This window comes from Burkholderia sola (genome assembly GCF_905400185.1).
In the GTDB taxonomy this organism is placed as follows: Bacteria; Pseudomonadota; Gammaproteobacteria; order Burkholderiales; family Burkholderiaceae; genus Burkholderia; species Burkholderia sola.
The window spans coordinates 3373017-3388253 of the sequence record NZ_FR989675.1 but is presented as its reverse complement, the minus strand read 5'-3'; the positions used below and the strand labels follow the sequence as shown (position 1 = coordinate 3388253).

Below are 15237 nucleotides of genomic sequence, written 5' to 3'. Positions count from 1 at the left end.
ACGCCGCACCATCGCCGAACCTTGCAGCGCCGCGCGTGCCCCCCGGCGCCGCCGCCCACCGTGCCGCCGCCGCACGAAAACACGCCCCGCGCGGGAAACGTTGTTCCCGGACGACAATCGCGCGATTGCCGCGCATTTCAATTTCTTTCAGCCTCCGTACTCATCCTATGATTCACCCCACGTCGCGCGCGCCATGAGCGCGCCGCGATCGCCACCCGGCTGCGCACGCGGCCGGTCATGAATGGAGACACCTAAAAAAGGAACGCTCATGAAGCAGACCACCCGACTCGCAGTCATCGCAGGGGGCGCGGCGCTGGCCTTCGCCAGCCAGTACGCAGCAGCACAAAGCTCGGTCACGCTGTGGGGCGTGGCCGACGCCAGCATCCGTTACCTGACCAACGCCAACGCGAAGAACGACGGCCTGCTGTCGATGACCAACGGCGCGATCACGAACAGCCGCTTCGGCATCTACGGCACGGAAGACCTCGGTGGCGGCCTGAAGGCCGTGTTCAACCTCGAGAGCGGCGTGAACCTGCAGAACGGCGCATTCGCCGACAGCGGCCGCCTGTTCAACCGCGCGGCGTACGTCGGCCTGCAGAGCCCGTACGGCACCGTGACGCTCGGCCGCCAGAAGACGCCGCTGTTCGACCTGCTGGCGGATACCTACGATCCTCTGACCGTCGGCAACTACCTCGAAAACGCATGGTTGCCGGTCGCGCTCGGCGGCGGCCTGTATGCGGACAACCAGATCAAGTACACGGGCAAGTTCGAGGGCCTGACGGCGAAGGCGATGTACTCGACCGGCACCAACTACGAATCGACCGGCGCCGGCGGCTTCTCGGGCCAGATTCCGGGCTCGCTCGGCAAGGGCAATGCATGGGGCGTATCGCTGTCGTACGTGATGGGCCCGCTCAGCATCGCGGCCGGCGCGCAGCAGAACAGCGACAACTCGGCGCGCAAGCAGACGATCTACCACGCGAACGTCGTGTACGCGTTCAGCAAGGCGAAGATCTACGCGGGCTACCTGCGCTCGAAGGACGACACGGGCTTCGTCGACAGCCTGCTCGCGCAGCAGTCGATTCCGGTCGCGAAGGGCACCGGCCGCATCGACGACGGTCCGTTCGCGGGCGTGAGCTGGCAGGTCAGCGCGCCGCTGACGCTGACGGGCGCGTTCTACTACGACCACATGCGCAATGCGATGACCACGAACGGCACGCTCGCGAGCGGCAACCGCTACGCGATCGTCGGCATCGCCGAGTACGCGCTGAGCAAGCGCACCGAAATCTACGGCACCGTCGACTTCAACAAGACGAACGGCGCGGCGAACGTCGAGCTGCCTGGCCGCAGCAACCAGACGGGCATCGCGATCGGCCTGCGCAATATCTTCTGACGAACGTCGGAACGCGTGCGCCGGCTACGTCCGGCGCGCATCGAAGAGGCTCCGCGCGGAGCCTCTTTTTTTTCGTCACGCGACCTTCATACGCGCAACCGATTATTCGGCAAACGCTCCATTGCGCCAGGCCCGCGCCGTAAGCGATCCGTCGGCGATCCAGAACACACTTTTACAGTCCGCGCGCGGGCTTTCCGCTACGCTGCGTGCATCGCGCGTGGCATGCCGTCAGGCGTGCGCGTGCGTCGTTCCGGTCGCGCGCCGCGAGCGCGGGCGGCCTGTGCGTAACTTGTGTATCCGGCGATGACAAACGCGGTCCGCCGGTTTCTTTCGTGGGACGATGCGCTCACGATTTTCTTGAAAGGGGATGACGATGGGTATCCTGAACGTTGTGGGCGAAATCGCCGGCGCAGTGGCTGCCGTCGAAGGCGTGGAAAAGGTGGATCCGGATGCGGGCCTGCTGACCAAGGCGGCCGCGGCCGTCGCCGGTTTCAAGGGCGCGGAGGCGATCGAAGGCCTGCTCGAGAAGAAGGACGAGCAGCCGCAGCAGGCGGACGATACGCAGGCGACGGACGGCAGCGACACGTCGCAGGCATGAGCATGGCGGCCGGTCCGGCCGCGGGCGCGCCCTTCGCGCGCCTGGGCCGACCGGTGCCGCGCAATCGGCAGGTCGGGCATGCGGTCGATCGGTGACGCATGGCACAACCGCCAGCCGGTTTGACCGGCGAGAGGCCACGTCTCTCGCCGTTTTTTATTGGACGCGCGGCACGCACCGCGCGCCGCACGAATCCCCGAATCTTGCTATCGTCACCCCATCCGAACTGCGATGAGGGAATGCGATGGATTTCGACTACGACCTGTTCGTCATCGGCGCCGGCTCGGGCGGCGTGAGGCTCGCGCGCATGTCCGCGTCATACGGCGCACGCGTCGGCATAGCGGAAGAAGAGCAGATCGGCGGCACCTGCGTGCTGCGCGGCTGCATCCCGAAGAAACTGCTGGTCTACGCATCGCATTACCCGCATGAACTCGACGACGCGAAGGGCTTCGGCTGGACCTTCGGCGCCGGCACGCTCGACTGGCCCGCGCTGATCGCCGCGAAGGATCGCGAGATCAACCGGCTGAGCGACATCTACATCAGCCTGCTGCGGCAATCGGGCGTCGACATGCACGCCGGCCGCGCGACGCTCGTCGATGCGCATACGGTCGCGATCGGCGATCGCTCGATCCGCGCGCGCCACATCGCGATCGCGACCGGCTCGCGGCCGTCGTTGCCGCCGCGGCCCGGCATCGAACATGCGATCACGTCGCGCGAGGCGCTGTCGCTCGCGACGTGCCCCAAGCGCATCGCGGTGGTCGGCGGCGGCTATATCGCGGTCGAGTTCGCGGGCATCTTCAACGGCTTTGGCAGCCACGTCGACCTGTTTTATCGCGGTGAAAAAATCCTGCGCGGCTTCGACGACGACGTGCGCCAGTTCCTGACCGACGAGATGACGAAGCAGGGCGTCACGATTCACCCGCGCGCGGTGATCGAATCGATCGAGCGCGCGGACGACGGCGCGCTGTTCGTGCGTGTCGGCGACGCGCGGCACGGGCCGTACGATCAGGTGCTCTATGCGACCGGCCGCGTGCCGAACGTCGACGGGATCGGGCTCGAGCAGGCAGGCATCCTGCTCGATGCACGCGGCGCGATTGCCGTCGATGCGTATTCGGCGACGTCGGTGCCGTCGATCCACGCGATCGGCGACGTCACGTCGCGGCCGCAGCTCACGCCGGTCGCGACGCGCGATGCCGGCTTGCTCGCGCGCACGCTGTTCGGCGGCTCGCGCGTGGCGGTCGATCACGCGTACGTGCCGTCGGCCGTGTTCAGCCAGCCGGAGGTCGCGACGGTCGGCCTGACCGAGGCCGATGCGCGCCGCACGCTGGGCGACGTCGACATCTACCGCACGTCGTTCAAGGCGCTGCGCCACACGCTGTCGGGCCGCGACGAGCGCACGCTGATGAAGCTCGTCGTCGCGCGCGACAGCCAGCGCGTGATCGGCGCGCACATGGTCGGCCGCGACGCGGGCGAGATCATTCAGGGCATCGCGATCGCGATTCGCGCGGGCGCGACGAAGACGCAGTTCGACGACAGGATCGGCATTCATCCGACCGCGGCCGAGGAGTTCGTGACGATGCGGCAGAAGGTGGGCGACTAGCGGGAAGCGGGCGGCCGCGTTTTCAACGCGGCCGTGTTTCGCGGGCGTACGCCGCTCAATGCACGCCGAACGCGTCCAGCAGCCGATACCAGCTCATCGCGAGCACCAGCGCCGGCGTGCGCAGCGCCGCGCCGCCCGGGAAGTCGCGATGCCGGATCTTGTCGAACAGGTCGAAGCGGCTCGCCTGTCCGTCGATCGCCTCGGCGATCAGCTTGCCCGCGAGCGCGGTCGTGTTCACGCCGTGCCCCGAGAACCCCTGCGCGAAGTAGGTCGTCGGCGTGATGCGGCCGAAATGCGGCGCGCGGTTCATCGTGATGTCGACGAAGCCGCCCCACGCATAGTCGACCTTCACGTCCGCGAGCTGCGGGAACGTCTTCAGCATGTCCGCGCGCATCGCCGCGGCGAGATCGCGCGGCTCGCGCGTCGAATAGCTGACCTTGCCGCCCCACACGAGCCGCGTGTCGGGCGCCGGCCGGAAATAGTCGAGCACGAAGCGGCTGTCGCAGATCGCCGCGCGCGCGGGCATCAGCGCGGCGGCGCGCGCTTCGCCGAGCGGTTCGGTCGCGATCACGTAGGTGCCGACCGGCATGATCTTCTTCGACAATGCGGGCGCGAGCGTGCCGACGTAGGTGTTGCACGCGAGCACGACGAAGCGCGCGCGCACGTTGCCGCTGCTCGTCTCGACGACGTGGCCGCCGGACACGTCGCGCACGTGCGTCACGCAGCTGTCCTCGTGGATGCGCACGCCCGCGTCGGTGGCCGCCCGCGCGAGACCGAGCGTGTAGTTGAGCGGATGGAGGTGGCCACTGTCGGGGTCGTACAGGCCGCCGCAATAGCGGGCCGACTGCACGTAGTCGCGGAGTTCGTCCGCTTCGACGAAGTGGAAGCGGTCGTAGCCGAAGCGCTTCGCGGCTTCGTCGCGCCAGCGTTTCAGCGCATCGGCGTCGCGCTCGGTGTTCGCCGCGGTCAGGTAGCCGGGCACCAGCGCGCAGTCGATGTCGTGCCGCGCGATGCGCGACTTCACGAGCGACAGCGTTTCGAGCCCCATGTCCCAGATCCGCTTCACGTCGCCTTCCGGCATGAATTGCGCGAACGTGTCGATGTCGCACGCGAAGCCGCCGATCAACTGGCCGCCGTTGCGGCCGCTCGCCGCCCATCCGACCCGCGACGCTTCGAGCACGGTCACCGAATGGCCGCGCTCGGCGAGGTTGAGCGCGGCGGACAGGCCCGTGAGGCCCGCGCCGATCACGCACACGTCGGCGTCGGTCGTGCCGGCAAGCGGCGCGTGGCGGGTCGTGTCGTTGACGGTCGCCGCGTAGTACGACGCGACGTGCGGCTGGTTGGCGAATGTCTGCATGATGAGGAGGGCGGAGTGAGAGGGCTCAGAACAGCTCGCGCACGCGGTGATACAGCATCCCGAGCTCGAGTGCCGGTTGCCGCCATGCGTCGCCGCCGGGAAAGCGCCGGTGACGCACGCGTGCGAACAGATCGAACGCGCGCGTGTCGCCCGCGATCGCGCCGGCGACCGCGCGTCCGGCGATCCCGGTGAGCGCGACGCCGTGCCCGCTGAAGCCCTGGACGTAGAAGAAGTTCGGATCGATCGCGCCGAAGTCAGGCGCGCGGTTGCGCGTGACGTCGACGAAGCCGCCCCACGCGTGCTCGACGCGCACGTCGCCGAGCTGCGGGAACACGCCGACCATGCGCTGCCGGATCGCTTCGGCGAGCGCGGCGGGCGACGCGCCGGCCGAATTCGCACGGCCGCCGAACAGCATCCGGTCGTCGGCCGACAGCCGGAAGTAGTCGAGGAAGAAGTTGTTGTCGCACACGGCTTCGCGTCGGGCGATCAGCGCGTCGGCATGCGCGCGGCCGAGCGGCTCGGTCGCGATGATGTACGACGCGATCGGCGCGATGCGCGCGGCGGTCGCGGCCGGCAGCACACCGCCGGGGCCCGCATTGCAGCACGACACGACGAAGCGGCAGCGCACTTCGCCGGATGGCGTGCGCACGACCGGCCGCGCGCCGCGCACGACGTCGAGCGCGGGCGTGTGCGCGTACAGCGCGACGCCTTCGCGGCGCGCGGCATCGGCGAGGCCGAGGCAATACTTGAGCGGATGCAGGTGGCCCGACAGCGGGTCGTGCACGCCGGCCAGATAACGCGTCGACGCAATGCGCGCGTGGATCTCGCCGGTATCGAGCCACGCGAGCGACGGGTGGCCCCAGCGCGACGTCGCGGCATTCATCCACGCGCGCAGGTCGTCCACGCGGCGCGGCTTCGTCGCGACGGTCAGGTAGCCGCGCGTGAAGTCGCAGTCGATCCCGTAGCGCGCGATGCGCTCGGCGATCAGCGCGATGCCGTCGAGCGACAGCGACCACGCGGCGCGCGCACCGTCGGCGCCGAGCTGTTTCTCGATCACCTCGTCTTTCGCGAAGCCGGTGATCGCCTGGCCGCCGTTGCGGCCCGACGCGCCCCAGCCGGGCCGGTGCGCATCGATCACCGCGACCGACAGCCCGCGCGTGCGGCAGTCGAGCGCCGTCGACAGGCCCGCGAAACCGGCGCCGATCACGCAGACGTCGACGTCGATCGCATCCTCGAGGATCGGATCGTCGGCCACGGGTCGTGTGGCCGTGGCTTCGTAATACGAGTCGCGCGCGAGCGCATCGGCGCGGCGGGTGAAAGACTGCGTCATGAAACTGACTCCCTCGACAAGGCTGCGAACGGCGCGCAGCCGGAAAACGGCGCGGGACGCCGTGCGTGCGGCACGGCGCCCCGCGCGTGCTGCATCAGAACGAATAGATGAACTGCGTCGCGAGCAGGTCGTTGGACTTGCCGTACGACCCGTCGTTGCGCAGGAACACCTTGTTGTTCGCCCAGTCGTGCCGGTATTCGACCTTCACGGTGATCTGCTGGGTCGGATAGAACAGCAGGTCGAGCGCGACGTCCTGGCGCACCGCGCCCTTGCACTCGAAGCCCAGGCCGCCGCCGGCCTTCGACTGCGCGAGGCAGTCCGCATCGACGCCGAAGCCGTTGCTCGGGTCCATCCCGTTGCCGTTCAGCGCGATGCCGCCGCCGCCGCCGCCGTTCTTCGAGTTCGCGAGCAGGTCGTAGCGCAGCGTCACGCCCATGCGGCCGACCACCGGTGCGTTGAACTTGCGGTGCGCGAGCAGCGACAGCCCGTACCACTGCGCGAGCCCGCCGTTGAACGCGGCATGCTGCTGCCGGCCGTAGTCGACTTCGGCGTTGTACTGAATATCGGCGAGCGTGTAGGTCGCGTCGAGTTCGCCGAAGAAGAACGAACCGTACCCGCTCGGCGCCGCGCCGCCCGGGCCGTAGTGGACGACGCCGTCCGAATCGATCGCACTCGACAGCGTCTGCCGCCCGATGTTGAACGAGCCGCCGAGATCGAGCGCGCTCGACCACGTGTAGTCCGCGCGCGCGGTGAAGGTCGGCACCTTGTTGCTCGTGGTGATCGGGTCGCCGAGCGCATTGGTGCCCGTCTGCGTGACCGAACCGTAGGTGCGGTACTGCTCGTTGCCGAGGAAGAACTTCCACGCCCAGGCGCCCTTCGTGTAGTTCGCGCCGACACCGACGTAGCTGCCCGGATCGGAGAAATCGTACAGCAGGTTGTGCGTGAGCGTGAGCATCTGGTTCGACTGCTGCACTTCGTAGCCGCCGAAGCTCGGGATCAAACCGGCGACGAGCGTCGTTTCCGCGGTGATCGGCACGTTGATGACCGCGGTGTTCAGCAGGTTGTCGGTGATCGAGCCGCGCGAGTTCTGCAGCAGCGTGATGCCGTTGCCGCGGTTCGGCATCAGCGTGATTTCGGCCGACGGCGCCATCGGGCCGACGCCGAACGTCTTCTTGATGTCGAGGTAGAGGTCGCCGAACGTGCTGTTGAAGTAGTTGTACGCGTTCTCGTGGTTCGCGAACAGGAACGACGACGTGCCGGCCGCGCGGTTGTAGATGTAGGTCGGATCGATGTAGCCGGTGACCGACAGGCCGGCGAGCGGGCCCGTGGTGGCCGCGTCGGTCAGCGAGTCGACCTTCAGCTGCTGGTTCGCGATCTGCTGCTTCATTTCGCTGACCTCGTCGTTGGTCAGCGTGGCGCGTGCGCGGCCGTAATCCGGCGAGCCCGGATCGGCGGCGACCGCGACCGCGTTGCCGCCGCCGGCCATGCCGCCGCTCGCGCCGCCCTGCTTCGCGGCGAGTTGCGCCTGCATCGCCTTCATCTGTTTCTGCAGCGCCGCGACCTGCGCCTGCAGCGCCTTGATTTCGGCGGAGGTGGAACCGGCCAGCGCGACGCCCGGCAACGCGCCGGCCACCAGCAGGCAGATCAGTTTCTTCTTCATTGCGGATTCTCCTAGTCGTGCGCCTGTCAAAACGGGATCGAATCGCGCCCCCCCCCCCCGGGGCGGCGCGTCATGCTTGTCTGCACTGCTTGTTATCGTTGAAGGAGTCGAGCGTTCACGCCATCGCGAACGCGGCCTTCAAGTCGGCCATCCGGCGCCGCTCGCGCGCGATCATCATCCGGTTCACGACGATCACGCCGATCGTCACGGCCGTGATGAACAGCGTCGCCAGCGCATTCATCTCGGGGTTCAAGCCCAGGCGCACGCGCGAGAACACCACCAGCGGCAGCGTCGTCGAGCCCGGCCCGGACAGAAACGCCGACAGCACCAGATCGTCGATCGACAACGTGAACGACAGCAGCCACCCCGACAGCAGCGCCTGCGAGATCAGCGGCAGCGTCACCACGAAGAACACCTTCAGCGGCGTCGCGCCGAGATCGAGCGCGGCCTCCTCGAGCGACTTGTTCATCTCCTTCACGCGCGACTGCACGATGATCGCCACGTACGACACGCACAACATCACGTGGCCGATCCAGATCGTCGCCATCCCGCGCCCCTTCGGCCAGCCGAACATCTGCTCCAGCGCGACGAACAGCAGCAGCAGCGAGATCCCCTGGATCACCTCCGGAATCACCAGCGGCGCGTTGATCATCCCCGTGTACAGCGTGAAGCCCTTGAAGCGGCCGAAGCGCGCGAGCACGAAGCCGGCCCACGTGCCGATCACGACCGACGCGGTGGCCGTCAACAGGCCGATCTTCAGCGACAGCCACGCGGCGGTCAGCAGCTCGTCGTCGTCCAGCAGCGCCGCGTACCACTTCAGCGAGAAGCCCGACCACACCGTCACCAGCTTCGATTCGTTGAACGAATACACGACGAGGCTGATGATCGGGATGTACAGGAACAGGAAGCCGAAGGCGAGAACGCCCGTCGACAGCGGTTTGCTCGGCTTGATCATTTCGCGTCCTCCAGTTCCTTGACCTGGTAGTACTGGAACAGCGCCATCGGCACCAGCAACAGCAGCACCATCGCGACCGTCACCGCGGACGCCATCGGCCAGTCCATGTTGTTGAAGAATTCATCCCACATCACGCGGCCGATCATCAGCGTGTCGGCGCCGCCGAGCAGTTCGGGAATCACGTACTCGCCGACCGCCGGGATGAACACCAGCAGGCTGCCGGCGATGATCCCGTTCTTCGACAGCGGCAGCGTGATGCGCGTGAACGCGACCCACGGTTTCGCGCCGAGGTCGTACGCGGCTTCGAGCAGCGTCAGGTCCATCTTCACGAGGTGCGCATAGAGCGGCATCACCATGAACGGCAGGTACGAATAGACCATTCCGATGTAGACGCCCGCATCGCTGTGATAGAGCCGCAGCGGCGTGTGGATGATGCCGAGCGCGATCAGCGTGTGGTTCAGCAGGCCGTCGTCCTTCAGGATTCCGATCCATGCGTACACGCGGATCAGGAACGACGTCCAGAACGGCAGCATCACGGCCATCATCAGCACGTTGCGGCGGTTCGGCTCCGAGCGCGCGATGTAGTACGCCATCGGATAGCCGATCAGCAAACACAGCACCGTCGACACGGCAGCCATCTTCAGCGAGCTGAGGTAGGTCGCGATGTACAGGTCGTCCTGCAGCAGGAACGCGTAGTGCGACAGCTGCAGCGCGAAGTGCACGACGCCGTCCTTGAACTCGACGAGCGACGTGTACGGCGGGATGCCCATCACCTGGTCGGCGAAGCTGATCTTCAGCACCAGCACGAACGGCAGCGCGAAGAACACGGCCAGCCACAGGAACGGCACGCCGATCGCGACGGTGCGGCCCGACGGCAGCAAGCGCGACAGCGCGGCGAAGCGGCGGCGGCGGGCGTGACCCGCGCCGGTGCGTGCGGCGCCGGTCGACACCGGCGCGGAAGGCGTGGAAGCGGAGGTTCTCATCGTCGCGTCCTCATTGCGTCAGCACGACGCCGCTGGCCGGCGACCACGACACGAACACGTCGTCGTTCCACGCGGGCGCGCCGTCGTTCATCAGGTGCGAGCTCGACAGATTCGACACCACCGTCTTGCCGCTCGGCAGACGCACGTGGTACAGCGAGTAGCTGCCCATGTACGCGATGTCGGTCACCACGCCGCGCGCCCAGTTGTGCCGCGCGCCCGGCTTCTCGCGCGACACGTGCACGCGCTCCGGGCGCACCGAGATGCCGACCGGCATCCCGAGCGGGCCGGTCACGCCGTGGCTCACGTACATGCGGTTCTCGAGATCGTCGCTTTCGACGAAGATGTGATCGGGCTCGTCCTCGACCACGCGCCCCTCGAACAGGTTGGTCGAGCCGATGAATTCGGCCGAGAAGCGGCTGTTCGGGTATTCGTACACTTCGCCGGGCGAGCCGATCTGCACGATCTTGCCTTCGCTCATCACCGCGAGGCGGCTCGCCATCGTCATCGCCTCTTCCTGGTCGTGCGTGACCATCACGCAGGTCACGTCGACCTTCTCGATGATGTTCACCAGTTCGAGCTGGGTTTTCTGGCGGATCTTTTTGTCGAGCGCGGACATCGGCTCGTCGAGCAGCAGCAGCTTCGGGCGCTTCACCAGCGAGCGGGCGAGCGCGACGCGCTGCTGCTGGCCGCCCGACAGCTGATGCGGCTTGCGCTTCGCGTACTTGGTCATCTGCACGAGCGCGAGCGCATCGGCCACGCGTTCCCTGATCTCGTTTTTCGGCGTGCCTTCCTGCTTCAGGCCGAACGCGACGTTCGATTCGACCGTCATGTGCGGGAACAGCGCATACGACTGGAACATCATGTTGACCGGGCGGCGGTACGGCGGCAGCGACGCGAGGTCCTCGCCGTCGACGAAGATCTTGCCGGAGGTCGCCGTTTCCAGCCCGGCGAGCATGCGCAGCAGCGTGGACTTGCCGCAGCCCGAACTGCCGAGCAGCGCGAACAGCTCGTTCTTCGCGATCGTCAGGTTCACGTTGTCGACGGCCGTGCTGTCGCCGAATTTCTTCACGACGTTTTCGATGCGCACGAACGCATCGTTTTGCGTACGGGGTGCGGTGGCCGGTTGGGTCTGGCGTGCAGCAGCGGAAGAGGGTATCGATTGCATGGGAGTCACCATTCGTTCTTCACGGATTGCAGGCGTGAGCGTCCCCACGCGAGGCGCGCAACGCGACTCGCGAGCAACGGCTCGTGCCGGATGGAACAGCGCGCGTGGCGCGCGGGCGGACGGAGGTCCGCGAATGTCAGGCGGGCAGGCGGACCGCGATGCCTGCGCCGCCGTGAGGCATCGCAATCAGTGGCCCGTCTTCAATTGGGCCCACAGACGGTTCTCGAGGCGCAGGATCTCGGCCGGCATCGGCTTCATCAGCACCATCTTCTTCAGCACGTCTTCGGGCGGATAGACGGTCTGGTCCTGCGCGACGGCCGGCGTGACGAACTGATGCGCGGCTTTGTTCGCGGTCGGGTAGAACACCGTGTTGGTGATCGCCGCGTTGACCTTCGGGTCGGAAATGTAGTTGATCCACTTCAGCGCGGCCTCGGGGTGCGGTGCATCCTTCGGGATCACCATCACGTCGAACCACAGCAGGCCGCCTTCCTTCGGATTCGAGAACTTGATGTCGTACGAACGCTTCGCTTCGGCCGAGCGGCGGTGCGCGATGCCGACGTCGCCCGACCAGCCGAGCACGACGCATACGTCGTTGTTCGCGAGGTCGTTGATGTAGCCGGACGAGTTGAACTGGGTGATGTACGGGCGGACTTTCTTCAGGACTTCGAACGCAGCCTGGTAGTCGCCGGGGTTCTTGCTGTTCGGGTCCTTGCCCATGTACTGCAGCGTGGCAGCGAACACGTCGACGGCCTGGTCGAGGAACGACACGCCGCAGCTCTTCAGCTTCTCCATGTTGGCCGGATCGAACACCAGCGCCCAGCTGTCGACCGGCGCCTTGTCGCCGAGCGCCTTCTTCACCGCCTGTGCGTTGTAGCCGATGCCGTCCGTGCCGTATGCCCAGGGCACCCCGTACTGGTTGCCCGGATCGGCATCCGAGATCATCTTCATCAGCAGCGGGTCGAGGTTCGCGAGGTTCGGAATCTTCGACTTGTCGAGCTTCTGGTACACGCCGGCCTGGATCTGCTTGGCCATGTAGTTCGACGTCGGCACGACGATGTCGTAGCCGGAGCTGCCGGCCAGCAGCTTCGCCTGCAGCGTGTCGTCGCTGTCGTAGTTGTCGTACTTGACGTGAATACCCGTCTGCTTCTGGAAGTTCGGGATCGTGTCCGGCGCGATGTAGTCGGACCAGTTGTAGACGTTCAGGTCCTCGGCATGAGCCGACGGACTGGCGACCGACGTGAACGCGGCCACCGCGGCAAGGGCCGCGATGGAACAGGCTTGGCGAAGTAAGCAGGCACGCATGGTGGAATTCCCTTGGGTGATGGCGGCGTGCGGCGCCCGCCGCACGCCTGTAGGCAAAACCGTTACGAAATGCCCAGTTGCTGGGCGGTGGCATCGACGGCCTTCTTCGCCTTCGACACGAGTTCATCGATTTCCTGGCGCGAGATCACGAGCGGCGGCGACAGCAGCATCCGGTCGCCGGTCGCCCGCATGATCAGGTTGCCGTTGAAGCAGAAGTCGCGGCAGATCGTGCCGACGTCGCCGCCGTTCGCGAAGCGGCGGCGTTCGGCCGGCGCTTCGGCCAGTTGCAGGCTCGCGACCATCCCGTGCCCGTGCACTTCGCCGACGATCGGATGACGCGCGAAGGTTTCGCGCATCAGCGCCTGGAAGTACGGGCCGGTGTCGGTCTTCACGCGCTCGACGATCCCCTCGTCGCGCAGCAGCTTCAGGTTCGCGACCGCGACGGCCGCCGCCACCGGATGGCCCGAATACGTGAGGCCGTGATTGAATTCGCCGTTATCGATGATCGGGCGCGCGACGCGCTCATGAATGCCCACCGCCCCCATCGGCACATAGCCCGACGTCAGGCCCTTCGCCATCGTGAACAAGTCCGGCTCGAAGCCGAAGTGCTGGTGCGCGAACCATTCGCCGGTGCGCCCGAACCCGCCGATCACTTCGTCGGCGACGAGCAGAATGTCGTACTTGCGGCAGATCCGCTGGATTTCCGGCCAGTACGTCGACGGCGGGAAGATCACGCCGCCCGCGCCCTGGAACGGCTCGCCGATGAATGCCGCGACGTTCTCCGCGCCGAGCTCGAGGATCTTCGCTTCGAGCTGCTGCGCGCGTGCGAGGCCGAATGCTTCGGGCGTCTCGCCCGGCTGCGCTTCGCCGAAGAAATACGGCTGATCGATATGCACGATGTGCTCGACTTTCGACGGCATCTGCTCGTGCATGTAGCCCATCCCGCCGAGCGTGCCGCCCGCGATCGTCGAGCCGTGATAGCCGTTCTTGCGCGAGATCACGTACTTCTTCTGCGGCTTGCCCTGCACGCGCCAGTACTGGTGCACGAGACGCAGCACGGTGTCGTTGCCTTCCGAGCCGCTGTTGCAATAGAAGAAGTGGTTGAAGCCGGCGGGCGTCACTTCGGCCAGCATCGCCGACAGTTCGATCACCGGCGGATGCGTGGTTTTGAAGAACGTGTTGTAGAACGGCAGCTCCTGGAGCTGGCGATACGCGGCGTCGGCGAGTTCCTTGCGGCCGTAGCCGACGTTCACGCACCACAGGCCAGCCATCCCGTCGATCACCTTGTTGCCGTCCGAGTCCCACAGGTAGACACCGTCGGCCTTCACGATCACGCGGCTGCCGGCGCGGTTGAGCGCGCCCATGTCGGAGAACGGGTGGATGTGGTGCGCGGCGTCGAGCGCGCGGTATTCGGCGGTCGTGCGTGCCTGCGTCGCGCGCGGCGCGGCGGCCGCGGCACTCGGCGCGGCCGGCTGGATCCAGGCAGATTCGTTGCGGTAAGTCATGTTTCCTCCGTGATTCCGTATGCGGTGATGCGCGCTTAAACGTGCAGCAGCAGATGGCGGCGTTCCCACGAGCTGATCACGCGGAAGAACGCTTCGTATTCGGTTTCCTTCAGCGCGAAATACGCCTTCAGGAACTTGGGTCCGAGGATCTCGCCGAGCGGCTCGCACGCGGCCATCAGCGTTAGCCCTTCCTCGAGGTTGCGCGGCAACTGGTACGGCAGGCTGTAGCCGTCGCTCACCAGCGGCTCGGTCGGCTCCAGACGCTGTGTCATGCCGAGATAGCCGGCTGCAAGCGTCGCCGCGAGCGCGAGGTACGGGTTGCAGTCGACGCCCGGAATCCGGTTTTCGATGCGGCGCGCGGCCGGGCCCGAGTGCGGAATGCGGAAACCCACCGTGCGGTTGTCGTAGCCCCACTGCACGTTGATCGGCGCGGCCATGAAGCGCGACAGGCGGCGATACGAGTTGATGTACGGCGCGAAGATCGGCATCAGCGCCGGCGTGTACTTCTGCAGCCCCGCGAGATAGTTGTAGAACATCGACGTCGCGCCGCCGGTTTCCTGCGACGTGAACAGGTTCTGGCCCGTTTCCTCGTCGACGATGCTCTGGTGTACGTGCATCGCCGAACCCGGTTCGTCTTCCATCGGCTTGGCCATGAACGTCGCGTACATGTTGTGACGCAGCGCGGCCTCGCGCACCGTGCGCTTGAACAGGAACACCTGGTCGGCCAGCGACAGCGCGTCGCCGTGCATGAAGTTGATCTCCATCTGCGCGGCGCCGACTTCGTGGATCAGCGTGTCGATGTCGAGGTTCTGCGCTTCGCAGTATTCGTAGATATCCTCGAACAGCGGGTCGAATTCGTTGACGGCCTCGATCGAATACGACTGGCGGCCGGTTTCGGGGCGACCCGTGCGGCCGACCGGTGGACGCAGCGGCAGGTCGGGGTCCTTGTTCATGTCGACCAGATAGAACTCGAGCTCGGGCGCCACGACCGGCTTCCAGCCCTTCGCCTTGTACAGGTCCAGCACGCGGCGCAGCACGTAGCGCGGAGAGATCTCGACCGGCGAGCCGTCGAAGTGCACGCAGTCGTGGATCACCTGCGCGGTCGGATCGACGGCCCACGGGATCAGGCGGATCGTCGACGTGTCGGGCACGCACACCATGTCGGGGTCGGTCACGCCGGTCAGCGACCCGTCTTCCGGATAGTCGCCGGTGACGGTCTGCACCATCACGGCCTGCGGCAGGCGCATCGATTCGCCGGACGTGAACTTGTTGCGCGGCGTGATCTTGCCGCGCGCGATGCCGGCCATGTCGGGAATGATCGCCTCGATCTCGGTGATCCGGTGCTGCTTCAGAAAGTCTTCGATGTCTTGCATGTCTGTTCTCGTTGTCTGGTGG

12 protein-coding genes are annotated in these 15237 nt (G+C 66.6%); 3 read left to right on the top strand and 9 right to left on the bottom strand.

What is annotated here, in order from left to right; translation table 11 throughout:
- Positions 1 to 268: 268 nt before the first annotated feature.
- The 3 genes from KR541_RS15635 (at position 269) to gor (ending at position 3585) form a co-directional block, all read left to right on the top strand.
- The gene (locus tag KR541_RS15635; protein ID WP_050014280.1) at positions 269 to 1390 is read left to right on the top strand and encodes a porin; all 1122 of its coding nucleotides are present in this window, start codon (positions 269 to 271) and stop codon (positions 1388 to 1390) included.
- Between the two features lie 373 nt (positions 1391 to 1763).
- The gene (locus KR541_RS15630) at positions 1764 to 1988 is read left to right on the top strand and encodes a hypothetical protein (RefSeq protein ID WP_050014343.1); all 225 of its coding nucleotides are present in this window, start codon (positions 1764 to 1766) and stop codon (positions 1986 to 1988) included.
- Between the two features lie 241 nt (positions 1989 to 2229).
- The gene (gene gor / locus KR541_RS15625; RefSeq protein ID WP_216089611.1) at positions 2230 to 3585 is read left to right on the top strand and encodes a glutathione-disulfide reductase; all 1356 of its coding nucleotides are present in this window, start codon (positions 2230 to 2232) and stop codon (positions 3583 to 3585) included.
- Between the two features lie 55 nt (positions 3586 to 3640).
- Here gor and KR541_RS15620 read toward each other — a convergent pair whose 3' ends face one another.
- The 9 genes from KR541_RS15620 to KR541_RS15580 form a co-directional block, all read right to left on the bottom strand.
- Complete coding sequence (locus tag KR541_RS15620) at positions 3641 to 4942, bottom strand: NAD(P)/FAD-dependent oxidoreductase (RefSeq protein ID WP_050014282.1); 1302 nt, start codon at positions 4940 to 4942, stop codon at positions 3641 to 3643.
- A 25-nt stretch (positions 4943 to 4967) separates the two neighbouring features.
- Positions 4968 to 6272: an NAD(P)/FAD-dependent oxidoreductase gene (locus tag KR541_RS15615; RefSeq protein ID WP_050014283.1), complete on the bottom strand. Its 1305-nt coding sequence runs from the start codon at positions 6270 to 6272 to the stop codon at positions 4968 to 4970.
- 94 nt (positions 6273 to 6366) lie between these two features.
- Positions 6367 to 7932 (bottom strand): DUF3138 family protein, encoded by a 1566-nt coding sequence (locus KR541_RS15610; RefSeq protein WP_204383453.1) that lies wholly within the window; start codon positions 7930 to 7932, stop codon positions 6367 to 6369.
- A gap of 115 nt (positions 7933 to 8047) precedes the next feature.
- On the bottom strand, positions 8048 to 8887 hold the full coding sequence (locus KR541_RS15605; RefSeq protein ID WP_050014285.1) for an ABC transporter permease subunit: 840 nt from the start codon (positions 8885 to 8887) through the stop codon (positions 8048 to 8050).
- Positions 8884 to 9870 (bottom strand): ABC transporter permease subunit, encoded by a 987-nt coding sequence (locus KR541_RS15600; RefSeq protein ID WP_050014286.1) that lies wholly within the window; start codon positions 9868 to 9870, stop codon positions 8884 to 8886. The genes KR541_RS15605 and KR541_RS15600 overlap by 4 nt, the downstream gene beginning before the upstream one ends.
- A 10-nt stretch (positions 9871 to 9880) precedes the next feature.
- Complete coding sequence (locus KR541_RS15595) at positions 9881 to 11035, bottom strand: ABC transporter ATP-binding protein (RefSeq protein ID WP_216089610.1); 1155 nt, start codon at positions 11033 to 11035, stop codon at positions 9881 to 9883.
- 186 nt (positions 11036 to 11221) lie between these two features.
- Positions 11222 to 12337 (bottom strand): polyamine ABC transporter substrate-binding protein, encoded by a 1116-nt coding sequence (locus tag KR541_RS15590; RefSeq protein WP_050014288.1) that lies wholly within the window; start codon positions 12335 to 12337, stop codon positions 11222 to 11224.
- A gap of 62 nt (positions 12338 to 12399) precedes the next feature.
- Positions 12400 to 13842, bottom strand: coding sequence for an aspartate aminotransferase family protein (locus tag KR541_RS15585; RefSeq protein WP_216089609.1), 1443 nt, complete (start codon positions 13840 to 13842; stop codon positions 12400 to 12402).
- A 35-nt stretch (positions 13843 to 13877) separates the two neighbouring features.
- A complete protein-coding gene (locus tag KR541_RS15580) occupies positions 13878 to 15215 on the bottom strand; it encodes a glutamine synthetase family protein (RefSeq protein ID WP_050014290.1) in 1338 nt (445 codons plus the stop codon).
- Positions 15216 to 15237 lie beyond the last annotated feature (22 nt).